This is a genomic window from Gardnerella sp. c10Ua_31 (assembly GCF_055700915.1).
Window position 1 is genome coordinate 100,907 of the sequence record NZ_JANUYG010000001.1, and the last position, 15,354, is coordinate 116,260.

At 40.0% G+C, this 15,354-nt stretch carries 15 protein-coding genes and 1 tRNA gene; 1 reads left to right on the plus strand and 15 read right to left on the minus strand.

Annotated features, from left to right (window positions below):
* Positions 1 to 4: 4 nt before the first annotated feature.
* The 9 genes from ruvA to NYP55_RS00470 form a co-directional block, all read right to left on the minus strand.
* Complete coding sequence (gene ruvA, locus NYP55_RS00430; RefSeq protein WP_472781405.1) at positions 5 to 643, minus strand: Holliday junction branch migration protein RuvA; 639 nt, start codon at positions 641 to 643, stop codon at positions 5 to 7.
* Between the two features lie 60 nt (positions 644 to 703).
* A complete protein-coding gene (ruvC, locus tag NYP55_RS00435) occupies positions 704 to 1,285 on the minus strand; it encodes a crossover junction endodeoxyribonuclease RuvC (RefSeq protein WP_004133171.1) in 582 nt (193 codons plus the stop codon).
* Between the two features lie 6 nt (positions 1,286 to 1,291).
* Positions 1,292 to 2,050 carry a YebC/PmpR family DNA-binding transcriptional regulator gene (locus NYP55_RS00440; RefSeq protein WP_004113651.1) on the minus strand — a complete coding sequence of 253 codons (759 nt, stop codon included), beginning with the start codon at positions 2,048 to 2,050 and terminating at the stop codon, positions 1,292 to 1,294.
* 76 nt (positions 2,051 to 2,126) lie between these two features.
* Positions 2,127 to 2,777, minus strand: a complete 651-nt coding sequence (locus NYP55_RS00445; RefSeq protein ID WP_472781406.1) for a CDP-alcohol phosphatidyltransferase family protein — start codon at positions 2,775 to 2,777, stop codon at positions 2,127 to 2,129.
* A gap of 148 nt (positions 2,778 to 2,925) precedes the next feature.
* Positions 2,926 to 2,996: transfer RNA gene (locus NYP55_RS00450), tRNA-Gln, on the minus strand.
* A gap of 86 nt (positions 2,997 to 3,082) precedes the next feature.
* Positions 3,083 to 4,105, minus strand: a complete 1,023-nt coding sequence (locus NYP55_RS00455) for a ribose-phosphate diphosphokinase (protein ID WP_018639222.1) — start codon at positions 4,103 to 4,105, stop codon at positions 3,083 to 3,085.
* A gap of 148 nt (positions 4,106 to 4,253) precedes the next feature.
* Positions 4,254 to 5,033 carry a nicotinate-nucleotide adenylyltransferase gene (gene nadD / locus NYP55_RS00460; protein WP_020757652.1) on the minus strand — a complete coding sequence of 260 codons (780 nt, stop codon included), beginning with the start codon at positions 5,031 to 5,033 and terminating at the stop codon, positions 4,254 to 4,256.
* Positions 5,034 to 5,669, minus strand: a complete 636-nt coding sequence (locus tag NYP55_RS00465; protein WP_472781407.1) for a phosphoribosylglycinamide synthetase — start codon at positions 5,667 to 5,669, stop codon at positions 5,034 to 5,036. It lies immediately after the preceding gene.
* 16 nt (positions 5,670 to 5,685) lie between these two features.
* Positions 5,686 to 7,044: a glutamate-5-semialdehyde dehydrogenase gene (locus NYP55_RS00470; RefSeq protein WP_080573935.1), complete on the minus strand. Its 1,359-nt coding sequence runs from the start codon at positions 7,042 to 7,044 to the stop codon at positions 5,686 to 5,688.
* Between the two features lie 72 nt (positions 7,045 to 7,116).
* Between NYP55_RS00470 and thrC the strand changes: the two genes are divergently transcribed.
* Positions 7,117 to 8,634, plus strand: coding sequence for a threonine synthase (gene thrC, locus NYP55_RS00475; protein WP_004130771.1), 1,518 nt, complete (start codon positions 7,117 to 7,119; stop codon positions 8,632 to 8,634).
* An 11-nt stretch (positions 8,635 to 8,645) separates the two neighbouring features.
* Here the strand turns inward: thrC and NYP55_RS00480 are convergent, their stop codons facing one another.
* The 6 genes from NYP55_RS00480 to NYP55_RS00505 form a co-directional block, all read right to left on the minus strand.
* Positions 8,646 to 9,356, minus strand: coding sequence for a regulatory protein RecX (locus tag NYP55_RS00480; RefSeq protein WP_004130769.1), 711 nt, complete (start codon positions 9,354 to 9,356; stop codon positions 8,646 to 8,648).
* 22 nt (positions 9,357 to 9,378) lie between these two features.
* Positions 9,379 to 10,536 carry a recombinase RecA gene (gene recA / locus NYP55_RS00485; RefSeq protein ID WP_004130767.1) on the minus strand — a complete coding sequence of 386 codons (1,158 nt, stop codon included), beginning with the start codon at positions 10,534 to 10,536 and terminating at the stop codon, positions 9,379 to 9,381.
* Positions 10,537 to 10,779: 243 nt separating this feature from the next.
* Positions 10,780 to 11,013: a DUF3046 domain-containing protein gene (locus NYP55_RS00490; RefSeq protein ID WP_004130765.1), complete on the minus strand. Its 234-nt coding sequence runs from the start codon at positions 11,011 to 11,013 to the stop codon at positions 10,780 to 10,782.
* Positions 11,000 to 11,740, minus strand: coding sequence for a CinA family protein (locus NYP55_RS00495; RefSeq protein ID WP_004130764.1), 741 nt, complete (start codon positions 11,738 to 11,740; stop codon positions 11,000 to 11,002). Before NYP55_RS00495 ends, NYP55_RS00490 begins: the two co-directional genes overlap by 14 nt.
* A gap of 4 nt (positions 11,741 to 11,744) precedes the next feature.
* Positions 11,745 to 12,359: a CDP-diacylglycerol--glycerol-3-phosphate 3-phosphatidyltransferase gene (pgsA, locus tag NYP55_RS00500; RefSeq protein ID WP_004130762.1), complete on the minus strand. Its 615-nt coding sequence runs from the start codon at positions 12,357 to 12,359 to the stop codon at positions 11,745 to 11,747.
* Between the two features lie 144 nt (positions 12,360 to 12,503).
* Positions 12,504 to 15,203, minus strand: a complete 2,700-nt coding sequence (locus tag NYP55_RS00505) for a DNA translocase FtsK (RefSeq protein ID WP_472781408.1) — start codon at positions 15,201 to 15,203, stop codon at positions 12,504 to 12,506.
* Between the last annotated feature and the right edge of the window lie 151 nt (positions 15,204 to 15,354).

Genomic DNA, 15,354 nt, shown 5'->3' on the forward strand with positions numbered 1-15,354 from the left:
ATCCTCACCTGCCTCTATCTAGCGAAGACAAAGCCATGCGCAAAACTGTTGGCATATCTTCATCTCTAATTGGCAAAGAAATATGCTCTTGTTTACAAACGCTTTCCACTGCTTTTTGAGCATCAAACTGCTTCCAGCCTAAAGACATCAATCCAACAACAACTTTTTGCATAGAAGAATCGATAAAATCGCTTATATTATTGTTTACATTTTTATCCGCGCTATCTTGTTCTAATAAAGACACGTCAATAGAACCTTTAAGCTCGAGAATAATTTTTTGTGCACCCTTTTTGCCTAACCCTGGAGCAGAAGAAAGCGCAGAAACATCTGAATCCGCAATAGCTTTAATCAAACGATCTACGCTTAATGTTGAAAGCAAAGAAAGAGCAACTTTAGGACCTACTCCACTAACTTTTTGTTGAATTTGAAGAAAAATACGCTTTGCAGCCATACTCGTAAAACCATAGAGCGTAATAGCATCTTGACTAACTTGCAAAGACGTATAAACTCTAACTTCTTGACCTTCGCGCAAAGATGATAAATCTGACGAAGGCATATATACCTCGTAGCCAACGCCACAAACACAGACAAGCGCACAACGCGAATCGATAGATTCCACTACGCCATTAAGCATACCAATCATCAGCGCTCACCTTTCTGAATGAATCCCTACAGCCTATAGAACATCTGTTCTATAAACATCCTACATACCTCGCCCGACAGAACTTGATCCGCGCGCCGCACGCAAAGACTCGGCCCACTTTCTTTGAGCATCCGTTAAATGCTGCTCTCGCTCTCCGCCTTGCAACGCGCCTGCAGGTCTAAGAGCATGGCAAATAGCTTGAGCTAAAGCATCGGCAGCATCTGCAGGAGTTGGTAAAACATTAAGATTCAAAAGACGCGCAACCATGCGCTCTACTTGCTCTTTGCCAGCACTACCACTGCCTGCAACAGCAAGTTTAACCTCCGTTGGAGTGTGTAAAGCAACAGGAATACCCCTTTGAGCTGCAACAAGCATAGCGATTCCTGCAACTTGAGCAGTTCCAAGCACCGTATTTCGATTTTCTTGAGCAAACACGCGCTCAATCGAAACAACATCTGGCGAAAACCTCTCGATTTTCTCCACAAGACCATTGTAAATTTCTAGCAATCTTAAATCTTGAGAAGTTTTTGGATTGCTTCTTAAAACATCGACGTGAATAAAAGAAAGCCGACGAGAAACGCCGGCTTCAATCACGCCAACCCCGCAGCGAGTAAGCCCGGGGTCAACGCCCAAAATCATCATTGGAAACTATTCTGCTTCCTCAAGCTGAGCCATAACTTCATCCGAAGCAGTCCAGTTGCTATAAATATTTTGAACATCGTCCAAATCATCAAGATTGTCAATCAAGCGAGACACCTTTTGAGCATCTTCAAAGCTCAACTCAACCTCGTTATTTGGATGCATAACGATTTCTGCAGAATCGTAGTCAAAACCAGCATCTTGCAAGGCCTTACGAACAGTTACCAAATCGCTAGAATCCGTGTATACGGAATACACGTCTCCATCGTCTGCAACGTCTTCAGCACCTGCTTCTGCAGCAATATCAAAAAGCTTGCTATAGTCAACGCCTTCGCTAGGAACTTCAATCAAGCCCTTGCGCTCAAAGTTAAAGCTCACAGAACCACTTGTAGCCAAAGAGCCATTGCCCTTTGTAAGAGTGGAACGAACATCTGCTGCAGCGCGATTACGATTATCTGTAAGGCACTCAATAATCAAGCCAACGCCTGCAGGAGCATAGCCTTCGTAAACAATCTCTTCGTAGTTTGCACCGCCTGCTTCTTCTCCAGAGCCACGCTTAACAGCACGCTTAATGTTGTCTGCTGGCATAGAAGCTTTCTTGGCTTTAACGATTGCATCGTACAAAGTTGGGTTACCATCTGGGTCTCCACCACCAAGACGAGCTGCGATTTCAATATTCTTAATAAGCTTGGCGAAAAGCTTGCCGCGCTTTGCGTCGATAGCGGCCTTCTTGTGCTTTGTGGTCGCCCACTTGGAATGACCTGACATGATACTCCTAAAAAGTGTACGGTTACGTAAACGTGATGATTTTAATGCGCTTTAGCGACAAATCACCAAATTGAATTTATTTCAGCAAATTTTTAACTTCAAAAATGCGCTGAAAAACAGTTATAGCCCCACCAATGCAAAGAATAATCATTGCCAAGCAAAGCCACAATAACCAACCCGTTAATCCGCTTAATCCCATTGAAACTAGAATTATGGCAACTCTATCGGCGCGAGTAATCAATCCTTTTTTAGCGTCTACTCCAACGGACTCGCCTCTTGCTCTCGCATATGATGTTACAAAAGCAAACATCATAGATACTAGCGAGCACACTAATCCGCAATATCTCAAAAAATTATTCACGTAAAATGGCACATATAAGCAAATGTTTAGATTATTTGCTCGATATAAACAAATGCAAACACACGCAAAAAGCGACCAATCTGCAATTCTATCTAGAGTTGAATCTAAAAATGCGCCAAATTTAGTGCCACCATTCTTGTTTGTTAAAGCAGCAACAGAGCCATCCAAAGCGTCTGCAAGAACAAAAATCGTAAGCAAAATAGTGCCAATAAAAAGCTGGCCGCTTATAGAAATAAAAACAGAAGTTGCAACAAGTGCAATGGTGCCAAAAATCGTAACACTGTTAGCGCTACATCCAAATTTAACAAGAAGCTTTGCGATTGGCAAAATAACACGTTTGAATCCACTTCTTAAAGATTCCAACATATTAAGCCTTTCTTTGATTCAAGCACAGTATTCAAACACGAGTATTCAAACACAGCGCTCAAACACGAGTATTCAAACACAAATCACTTCTAAACTCATCACCGTGTTAACAAAAACGCCGCTTAAAACTAAGCGGCGCTAATTCTAGCTCCCTCACCTGGATTCGAACCAAGACAAAGGGTTCCAAAGACCCGTGTGCTGCCATTACACCATGAGGGAACGGCGGAAAAAACCGCCAAGTCACTATTATGCCACAACAATCAAAATCGTCAAGCTTGGCGTGGCGAAATAGGATTTATGCAAATTTATGCAAACAAAAACCCTTTTCCGTGGTGCTCTGGGTATGTGTCAAACAGCTTTGCAACAGACCCATCTTCAAACACAGCCTTAATAGCACTTGCCAAAAGTGGAGCAATTGAAAGAACTGTTAACCCATCCCAACGCTTTTCTTGTGGAATTGGAACAGTATCTGTTAACACAACTTCTCTAGCGCCACAATTCTTTAATCGCTCAACTGCAGGTCCAGAAAGAACGCCGTGCGTTGCAACAACAGTTACAGACTTCGCTCCAGCGTCTTTAAGAACATTGCAAGCACCTGCGATTGTTCCAGCAGTATCGATTAAATCGTCTACCATAACGCAATCGCGACCAGCAACATCACCAACTACACGGTTTGCTACAGCTTGATTTGGACGCGTAATATCTCTAGTCTTATGAACAAAAGCCAATGGACCTCCGCCCAATCTTTGCGCCCACTGTTCTGCAACACGAATTCGCCCTGCATCTGGCGAAACAACGGTAACATTGCCTAAATCTTCGCTAAAGCGATCCCTTACATAGTCCACCAAAACTGGCATAGCAATCAAATGATCTACAGGACCATCAAAGAATCCTTGCGATTGCGCAGCATGCAAATCAACGCTCATAATGCGATCTGCGCCTGCTGTTTTAAGTAAATCAAACATCAAGCGGCAAGAAATAGGCTCACGACCGCGATGCTTTTTATCTTGTCTAGAATATCCAAGCAACGGGCACACAGCGGTAATAGAACGAGCAGACGCGCGCTTTAATGCATCAATCATAATTAACTGTTCCATAATGGACTTGTTAACAGGGTCACTATGACTTTGCAACACAAACACGTCTGTTCCTCGCACAGACTGAGTGTAACGAACATACATCTCGCCATTAGCAAAATCGTACGCCGTTGTTTCCAATACATCTATACCAAGCTGATTCGCAACATCTTTAGCAAGCTTAGGATGCGCGCGACCAGTTACGAGAACAAGGTTTTTATCTGGCTTTCCTTCAAGGACGATGCTCACCATATCTCCAAACGCTAGTTCGCTAACAGTCCACAAAAATCGGACTGAGACTAATACTATCTATTTGCGCAGACTATAACCATTAAACCGTTTCATACATAACAAATGCTTGCAAACAGTTGCAAATCCTTACAAAAAACATTACAAATCATTACAAATCGCGTATGTATAAACCGTGTTTAACAATGTATTGAACAACACCGTCTGGAACCAAATACCAAACTGGCTCACCATGTTCTGCACGCTTGCGAACATCTGTTGAAGAAATCGCCAATGCTGGAATCTCCAATATGTCAACAGGAAAACGATGACTATGGCAATTAACCATATCGTCACACGAATCGTAAGACGCGGAACGAGCTTCAATTTGTGTAAACTTTTCTGGACTTGCATAGCCTGGACGCGTTACAGCAACAAATCTAGCTAAACTCCATAATTCTCTAGCATTTTTCCATTGCATAATCTCTGCAATAGCGTCTGCTCCAGTAATAAAGAAAAGCTCCGCGTCTGGATGTTGCGCGCGAATATCGCGAAGCGTATCGATTGTGTAAGTAACACCAGGCCTATCAATATCTACTCTAGAAACTGTAAATTTTGGATTTGAAGCCGTTGCGATTACAGTCATCAAATATCTGTCTTCTGCATTTGTGACTTTTTTGTCTAGCTTAAAAACAGGCTTTCCAGTAGGAACAAAAATAACTTCGTCTAAATCATAAACCCACGCAACTTCGGAAGCTGCTACCAAGTGGCCATTGTGAATCGGATCAAAAGTTCCACCCATAATCCCTATGCGCGGGTGTTGATGAACGTTTCCTCTTGCAGAGTGCTTAAGTTTAGAAGAGTTTGACGAAACTGGCACGCTAGCTTGGTTTTGATTAAAAGAACCTTGGAACAAATCCGACATTCTGCGTTCTGTAGATGAATCACTCATTTAATTCATCCTAGATGCATTGCGTACATTGTGCGCGTTATTTGCATTAGACGCATCTGCAGCATCATCTGCTTTCGCTTCATCAATTACGCTGGAAGCAACATTTGCTTTGTCTGGATTAATGTTTCCCATTTCTTCATTCCACTCATCTTGAACAACGCGCTTAATTTCTTCAAACGTTGGAAGAGCAAAATCGGGTTGGAAAACGCCTCGAATGTTTGCAACGCACTCCGTAATCTCTACAAGAACTTCACTCATATTGTCTACAAGGCTAGCGCGCTCAAGCTTACTAAATTCAGCTATATTGCTTTCCATTTTTTGCAAATTCTTATTAACTTCATCTATTATTTCGCTGTTTTCTGGCGTAACAACATCTCGATTATATCTATCTGGCCAACCCATTAAAACAGCGTCAGCATATTCAAGAGAAGACCTTTGACTTGCAGACGCAATCCCATCTTCTATTTGAACTAAAAACACGTAACGAACAATAGACAATCTTTCTGCTGCAACATCTAAAGCATCAAGCACATTAGAAGCACTTACACCATTAGATAGGCTTATAGATAGTCTTAAATCCTCGTTTGATTGATTTTTAGCAATTTTAGACGATTGTGATTGTGATGTATCAGGCATATTCTTAACCTTACTCTTAAGCCCTTATTTGTCCTTGACCGTAGCCAATCCACTTTGTAGTTGTCATCTCTACTAAGCCCATTGGCCCTCTTGCATGCAGCTTTTGAGTGGAAATTCCAAGCTCGGCTCCAAAACCAAATTCGCCGCCGTCTGTAAACCTTGTTGAAGCATTTACCATAACAACCGCACTGTCTATTGACGAAACAAACTCGTTAATCGTTAAGTAGTCTTGCGCAATAATCGTTTCCGTGTGACCCGTTGAATATTTTGAAATATGATTAATGGCATCTTTAACACCATCTACAACTTTTACTCCGATTTGCAAAGACAAGTATTCTGTAGACCAATCTTCATTATTTGCATGCTCTAATTTAATACCACTTATATTTGCGGATGATAAGATATTGTATGATTCTTCATCAGCATGAATTAAAACATTACGATTCGCTAATTCACTTGCAACTTTTGGAAGAAAATCTTTAGCAATGCTTCGATCTACAAGTAATTTTTCTGCAGCATTACAAACTCCGACTCGTTGAGTTTTTGCGTTTATAATAATCGGAATTGCTTGACTAAAGTTTGCTGTTTTATCTACATAAATGTGAACGTTTCCAGCGCCAGTTTCTATGACTGGAACTGTTGATTCTTTAACAACTGCCGCGATTAGATTTGCGCTTCCTCTAGGAACAAGAACATCAATATGACCATGTGCGTGCATCATTGATGTTGCACCGCTTCTACCTAAATCATCAACAGATTCTATAAGATTTTCACTTACACCAAAATCTTTTAAGACTTGCTTTAACACGCTAACAGTTGCACGATTTGTGCATTCGGCTGCGCTTCCGCCTCTTAAAATTACAGCATTTGAAGATTTTACGCACAAAGATGCAACGTCAACAGTTACATTTGGTCTAGCTTCGTAAATCATTCCCATTACGCCGATTGGCACTCTTACTTGAGAAAGTCTAATACCATTTTCCAGCGTGTACCCTCTAACAATTTGGCCAACAGGATCTTGTAATTGCGCTATTTTTCTAACACTTTGAGCTGATTTAACTATTCTTTCTTTGTTAAACACAAGTCTGTCTAGTTTTCCAGCGTCCATACCATTTTTTTGAGCTTTTTCTAAATCTTGCTTATTTGCTTTTTCAATAAAGTCTGCATTATTTTCAAGAGAATCAGCAATAGCGATTAAAAGCTTGTTCTTAAAAGTGGCATTAGCTTTAGCAAATTCTCTTTGTGCAATTCGCGCATCATCTGCTCTAGAAAAAACAATAGAATCTGTAGAGTCCCCATGCTCTTTAGAACTATTGACTTGCTCACTATTATGCGTTTCGTCAAACTTTGTATTGAGATTAATCATATTGAACATATTAGCAATAGCAGTGCTTAGGCTCCAACGCTTCGGGTATTATGTATAACAATTGACACAAATGGAGGAATCATGGCAGAAAACACTACGAATACAGTTATGTTTCATAGCACTAGGTCTAACTCTAAAACCTATACGTCGAAACAAGCTATTCGTAGGGGCATAGCCGAAGACGGTGGCCTGTTTGTTACGGATTGCCTTGGTGAAACTCGCTACAATATTTCTAATCTTGTTGGAAAATCTTATAAGCAAATTGCTAAAGATGTTCTTCAAATCCTCCTTCCAGATTTTACTTCTAACGAGCTTAATGAGTGCGTTGAAAATGCTTATGGAGATCAATGGGAAGATTGCGAGATTACTCCATTAAAGCAGCTTGGCACTAACAATGATTTTGTTTTAGAGCTTTTCCACGGTCCTACTTGCGCTTTTAAAGATGTTGCTTTGCAAATTTTGCCACAATTTATTAGACACTCAAAAAATGCTTCTGACTCTAGCCAAAACGTTATGATTCTTACTGCTACTTCGGGAGATACTGGCAAAGCTGCATTAGCTGGTTTTGCAAACGTTGAAGGCACTTCTATGGTTACATTTTACCCAGAAGGTAAAGTAAGTAAAGTTCAAGAATTGCAAATGACAACTCAAAGCGGAAACAACGTAAAAGTTTGCGCTGTTAGAGGTAATTTTGACGACACTCAAAGCAGCGTTAAGCAAATTTTTACTAACGATTCAATCAATGAATCGATTAAGAATAACAATAATGCTTTGCTTTCTTCTGCTAATTCGATTAATATAGGCAGACTTATTCCTCAAGTTGTTTACTACTTCTACGCTTATTCTAAGCTTGTTGAACGCGGATCTATAAAGCTTGGAGACGAAGTGGAATTTTGCGTTCCAAGTGGCAATTTTGGCAATATTCTTGCTGGATATTATGCAAAAATGCTTGGTCTTCCTATAAAGCACTTGATTGTTGCAAGCAATAGCAATAATGTTTTGTTTGACTTTTTGGTTAGCGGAACATATAACAAGATTCGACCTTTCCATCAAACAGTTGCGCCTTCTATGGATATTCTTGTTTCTTCTAATTTGGAACGCATGCTTTATTACATGTGCAATAAAGATACGCGACTTTTGCAAATGCTTATGAGCGATTTGCAACAATGGGGCGCTTTTGAAGTACCAGAAGACGTGCTTTCTAAAATTCGAGAACTTTTTGGATGCGGATGGGCAAATGAGGATCAAATTCGCGATTCCATAAAAGAATGCTGGAATAAGCATAATTATGTTATTGATCCACATACTGCTTGCGGATACTTCGTTATGAGCCATATTCCTCATGATTCCAGTGTTCCTCGCGTTCTTTTAAGCACTGCAAGCCCGTATAAGTTCCCTAGAGTTGTTTGCGAATCTTTAGGCTTAAATGTTGAAGGATTAGATGATTTTGCTTGCATGGATTTGCTAGAAAGAAAAACTTCTACAAACGCTCCTAAAATGCTTAGCGAACTTAAGAATAAAACAGCTAGATTCAACGATGTTATTAACGTTGAAGATATGCCAGATTACGTTCTTAAGTGTGCTAACAAAATCTGCTAAGTCCTAATAGTTTAAGACTTAAACAGAGCATAATATACTTCGTTTAACGTGCTTAAATCGTGACCTTTTCTAGCTCCTGCAGAGAAGAATCTTCGCCTTCTAACATCTGGTTCTAGATTTTTTGTTCGCTGTGCTACCTTTTTGCCTAAACTCCATGCGCTTTGTTCAAAAACACCGTTTTCTCTAGCATCTTGCAAAGATGAGGTTATTATTGCAGAAGCAACTCCCTTTTTTTGCAACTCCATGCGAGTTGCGCGCTCTCCTAATGTTCTACTTATGCATGAGCGTATAACAGATTGAGCATATTGCTCATCGTCAATCAAATGCAAATCTTCTAAACGAATTATTACAGATTCAACAATATTCTCTCTATAACCCTTATCTATAAGCCTATTTTTTAAGTCGTTTGAAGATCTTGAAGCATAATCTAACATTCTTAAAGCACACTCTTTGCAACTATCAAAGTCGCATGCTTTTTTAGAGTCTACTTTTTTAACAGCTTTATTATTAAAAGAGTTATACTTTTGCAATCTATAAGACGAATGGCATGAGTTTTCTTCGCAATCACCTATTTCAACACTATTCTCTGAATAATGTGAATTAACAGCTTCTAAACTACAATCATCTTCTGCACACACATTCTTGTTCTTAACATCATTTTTGTTAAAAACAGAAGCATCTACGGGCTTATGATTGCGAAGAAAACTCTCAACACTAATCATCTATCAGTCTTCTCATCTATCACTATTTATTCTTGGGATCTTTACTAGAAGCATCTGAATTATTTTCTGCATTAGAATTCGACTTTGCTTTTTCGCTATCGTCTTCATCTTCTACTTCAACAAATTGATCTTCTGGCTTCATTAGTCCAAAAGCAACTTTTACTTTATCGCTAATTTCTTCCGTAATAGCAGGATTATCCTTAAGGAATTGACGCACGTTTTCTCTACCTTGACCAAGCTGTTCACCCTCATACGTAAACCAAGAACCAGACTTTTTAATAACGTCACACTGTACAGCCATATCAATTACAGAGCCTTCAGTAGATATTCCCTCTCCATAAAGAACATCAAATTCAGCTGTTTTGAAAGGAGGAGCCATTTTATTCTTAACAATCTTTACTTTAGTTCGATTTCCAACAGCTTCTTCTCCGTTTTTAATAGTAGAAACACGCCTAATATCCATTCGAACAGACGAATAGAATTTAAGAGCTTTACCACCTGTAGTTGTTTCTGGATTACCAAAGAACACACCGATTTTTTCTCTAAGCTGATTAATAAAGATTGCGGTTGTTCCAGCTTGAGACAAAGCTCCTGTCATCTTTCTTAAAGCCTGACTCATTAAGCGAGCTTGCAAACCAACATGACTATCTCCCATATCTCCGTCAATTTCGGCTTTTGGAACAAGCGCTGCTACAGAATCAACAACTATAACATCTAAAGCACCAGATCGAATAAGCATATCTGCAATCTCTAAAGCTTGCTCGCCATTATCTGGCTGAGAAACAATAAGAGAATCTGTATCTACACCTAATTTACGCGCATAAACTGGATCTAACGCATGCTCAGCATCAATAAACGCTGCAACTCCGCCATTCTTTTGAGCATTAGCAACAATGTGCAAAGCTAACGTTGTTTTACCAGAAGATTCTGGACCATAAACCTCTACAATACGCCCACGAGGAACACCACCAATTCCCAAAGCCATGTCTAGAGCTAAAGAACCAGTAGGAATAACCTCAACATCTTGCAGTGGCTTATCTCCTAATCGCATTGCAGAACCCTTGCCATATTGTTTTTCAACATTTGCAAGAGCCATCTCTAGCGCTGCTTTTCTACGTGGATCTGCCTTGTCGGCATCAATAAGACGATCCACAGCACCCTTTTTTGCTTGTTGTGCCATATTATTACTCCTTTCGCATGCCGATGTATTGATGACCATACTCAATACATGATGCCCGTGCAAGCGTTTTAGAGCAATGTGGTTAAAGGCTATCTTCCAATAACCAATAGGCACTTACACGCTGCAAGAAGACCAACAATTAAATATTATACACCACAAACGAACATTTGTTCGATATGCGTGTTGGCTTGAAATTCCAACAAAAACGCATACACGCAATCAAATTAAAAAATAAAATAACCCCTATTTTGCAGGAAGCGGCGGAGCATTATGATCTTTGCCCCACCTTTTATTATCTGGAATATTCATATGATCGCATAAAACATTCCAAACAATTCTAGGTTCCACGCCAGCATCAATCGCCTCGCGCGCGCTCATACCATCAAGTTTTTGCAACTCTTGGTCTTTAGCAATACTCCTACCAAATTCTCTGCCAAAAACTTCTTCAAGAAGCTCCCAAAATTCACGTTCGCGCATAAAAAATCCAATCTTCAAAAATAAGGGCATAGAAAATCCTAATTAGCGCGCTAACAACACCAATACGAACGTCTTTTCTATCTCCAGAAATATTTAGTTGAGCGCAAAGCGTAAAACCGTGGTCAACTGAATAAGTAGAACATCTACTTAATGAAAGATTGCTTATTTTGCCACATTCACAATCAAAAACACGATCTTTAATATTGTTAATTTTTAGCGAAACTAAATCAAAATCGAGCGAAGAACAGCGCTTTGAAGCAACATTTGGAATAAAAATTCCAACGTAAGCCAATCCTTGTGGCTTTAAGCCATCGGGTCCAGGGCCCGCAACGCCAGTAGTAGACAATCCAATAACAGGAAAATCTGCGCTATCAACATCTTTACTAGAATCCATGCAATCGTATTGCCACTTTGCGCCACTATACAATCTTGCGCAACCAAACGCCATTTGCTTTGCAACACTAGGCTCTACAGCACCGCAAGTTTTAAGCAAATCGCAATCCACGCCAAGAATCTTAGATTTTTCGCGAATATCGTAAGTAACAGCCGATCCAAGAAAAACCTTTGAAGCGCCAGGAATGTTTACAAATGAATCCGCAAGAAGTCCTCCTGTTAAAGATTCTGCACAAGAAATATGCAAAGAATTATTCACACAAAAATCGAGAATCTTACTTGCGAAAACATCCGTAGAAGAATCCGTAGAAGTACTTGCCAAATCGTCACACATTTTACTATCGCTTAAATGCACCGCGCACGTAAAGGAATCCAGAATAAAGCGCAAAGCCAAGAGCAATGCCTATAAAACCGTAGCAAAGTGAGTAGTAGCACACAACCCAAACAGAAACATTATAAGCGCAAAACATTGGAACAATAGGCGCAAGCAACATTGAAATTCCAACAGATTGAGAAAGTGTCTTATACTTTCCTGCCCAAGATGCTGCAATAACTTTTCCACCTTTATCTATAACGTAAAAACGCAGAACAGTAATGCCTATTTCTCTAAGAACAAACAGTAGAGTAATCCACCAATAAAGTTCACCAAAAGCAGAAGCAATAATAAGAGCAGAAAGTATTAAAAGCTTATCGGCAATAGGATCTAAGAGTTTTCCAAGCTCTGTAACTTGATTATATTTTCTAGCCATCCAACCGTCTAATTTATCTGTTGAAGCTGCGATTATAAACATTGCAAACGCAGCCCAGCGAACCGAAGTAGAAGCATAGCCCCAAGGCCCAGAGATAAGATACAAAACGATGAATACAACAGAAAGAGCTATTCTTATGTAAGTCACAATGTTTGGAGCACAATTCCAACCTTCTAGCAACTTAGACTTACCATTTTGCAACATCGTTAATACCTCCATAACCGCTACACAAATATGGTATAGCAAACGCAAAACTTAATTAACAACTATCCTTTAGCAATGCTTTAACAATACTTAATTCAAAGTGCTTAATTATGCTTAATTATGCTTAATTATGCTTAATTATGCTTAATTCAAAGAATCAGACTCGCCTTTAATAAAAGCTAATACTTTAGGCAAATCTTGCGGTTGAACAAGAACCTCACGCGCTTTAGATCCTTCCGAAGGCCCAACAACGCCACGCGATTCAAGCAAATCCATAAGTCTGCCTGCCTTAGAGAATCCAACACGAAGTTTTCGTTGAAGCATAGACGTAGATCCAAATTGCGCACCAACAACAAGCTCGGCAGCTTGAAGAAGCTCATCCATATCGTCGCCAATATCTGTTGTTTTAGCTTGAATTTGAGCCTGTTCGTCTGCTTTTGCAGCCATTTGCTCAATGTCTTCCCTATATCTAGGCTTTCGCTGAGTTCTAACATATTCTACAGCTTTGCGAATTTCTGATTCACTAACCCAAGAGCCCTGAACTCGCTGAGGCTTAGCAGCACCCATTGGAAGGAACAACGCATCTCCTTGACCAATCAAAGTTTCCGCGCCAACAGTGTCTAAAATAACGCGCGAATCCGTAGCAGAAGACGTAGCAAAAGCCAAACGAGATGGAATATTCGCCTTAATTAAGCCAGTTACAACATCAACAGACGGGCGCTGAGTTGCAAGAACCAAATGCACACCTGCAGCACGAGCAAGCTGAGTAATGCGCTGAATAGAACTTTCAACGTCGTTTTTTGCAACCATCATCAAATCAGCCATCTCGTCTACAACAACAAGCAAATACGGGTATGGAGCAACTTTTCGCTCAGAGCCTTTTGGAGCATGAACCTTGCCTTCGCGCACGGCCTTGTTAAAGTCTTTAACATGACGGAAACCAAAGAATTGCAAGTCGTCATAGCGCGAGTCCATCTCTTTAACAACCCATTCAAGAGCTTGAGCTGCCTTCTTAGGGTCTGTAATAATCGGAGTTAGCAAATGCGGAATCCCAGCATATGCAGAAAGCTCTACTCGCTTTGGATCTACCAAAATCATGCGAACCTGCTCTGGAGTAGCACGCATAATAATCGAAGTTAGCATAGAGTTTATAAAGCTTGACTTTCCAGAACCAGTAGCACCAGCAACAAGCAAATGCGGCATTTTATCTAGAGCAGCAGTTACAAAATGACCCTCAACGTCTTTACCAACACCAGTAAGCATAGGATTTGAATCCTGGCGAGCTTTATCTGACCTTAAAACATCTCCAAGGTTTACAATCTCTCGATCTACGTTTGGAATCTCTATACCAATCGCAGACTTGCCTGGAATTGGAGACAAAATACGCACATCTGTGCTTGCTACAGCGTACGCAATATTTTTTTGAAGATTTGTGACTTTTTCAACTTTCACTCCAGGCCCCAGCTCAACTTCGTATTGAGTAACAGAAGGCCCTCTTAAAAAGCCAATAACTTTTGCATCTACTTCAAACTGTTCAAACGTAGAAGTTAGCGCGCGAATTACGCGATCATTTGCAGGAGTTCTAGTTGCATGCGGTTTTCCGTGAACAAGAATGTTCAAATCTGGCAATCTGTACGGCTCTTCGCTGTACTCACTTGAAGAATCGCTAGAATCATTCGCATTATTGGCGTTGTTCACACTATTTTCATCATTTTCTTGCGATGACCTATATTGATCCAACTGCTGACCAGGCATTTTACTCCATGGATCATTGCTATATTGCGATTCGCCACTAATTGGCGCTTTTGGAAATTCGTCAATATACATTTGACCAGAAGACGGCAAAGAATTAGCGCCATAAGTGCCATTAGAAACACCATTAGAACCAACAACACGCGGATGATTACTTTGATTCTGATCTTCTTGCGGGTCCGATTTAGAGCCGTAGTCTTCAATAGAGTAACCATCTTGACTTGGCTTAGAAGAAGCGCTAAGAAAAGCATCATCTCCAGCATACGCATCTAAAAGTTCGCTATTATTACGCTTCTTTTTAGAGCCAAACATAGAATTAAAAATCTTAGAGATTATTGAATTGTGCAAATCTTTACGCGACTTTTCGCCATCGGAAGAGTCGTGAGTTGGAACGCCTTCTGCAAACTCAAGATTATCGCTGCTATTACTCGAATTTTCATCATCTGTATTCTCTAAGTCTTGATTATTCTTTGACTTTTTAGAGAAAATAGATGAAACAAATTGAGTCACATCTTCAACATGTAATTTAAGAATCATTAAAATAGCAAAAATTGCAATAATAACAAAAATTGTAAGAGCAAAAATCCTAGATAATCCCCAGGCCAAAGGAGAACCTAAGAAGAATCCTAATAATCCGCCAGATTTTTGCAAATCATCTATATTAAATTCTTGATTTTTGCTTGCAATCAAAATGTCTAAAATTGAGCAAATTGACCATAGAAGAAGAACAAAACCACCTATAACACGAGGATTTCCAGATTTAGCACCACTATTTCGCATAAGCCTAATAGCAACCGCACTAAGCCACACTGGCAAAACAACGCTCATAATTCCAAAAACCGCGGAAGATAAAGAGTGCAACGCAACACCTAAGAATCCGCTAACTCTAAACCATTCAGATGCGCAAAAAAGAACAGCAAGAATAAGTATTACAAAGCACAATCCATCTCTACGGTATGCCTCATCGTATTGCCCAACTCCAAAAAGCGAGCGAACTGCTTTGCCAATAACACGCGGAACAAAAAGCAGAGCAGACTCCCAAAATGGCTCATTAGTCTGCGCTTTAGACTGCTTACCACCATTGTTTGGCATATAAATCGCTCCTCCATAAAATGCGCGTACAAAAACCGCTAACAACTAGCAAGCTAATCGCCAGCAATCATTCACATTAAGTACAAACACCAACCGAATTATTTAAAATTATTCAATCAATATTATCAAATTAATAGCTTTACTTATTCTA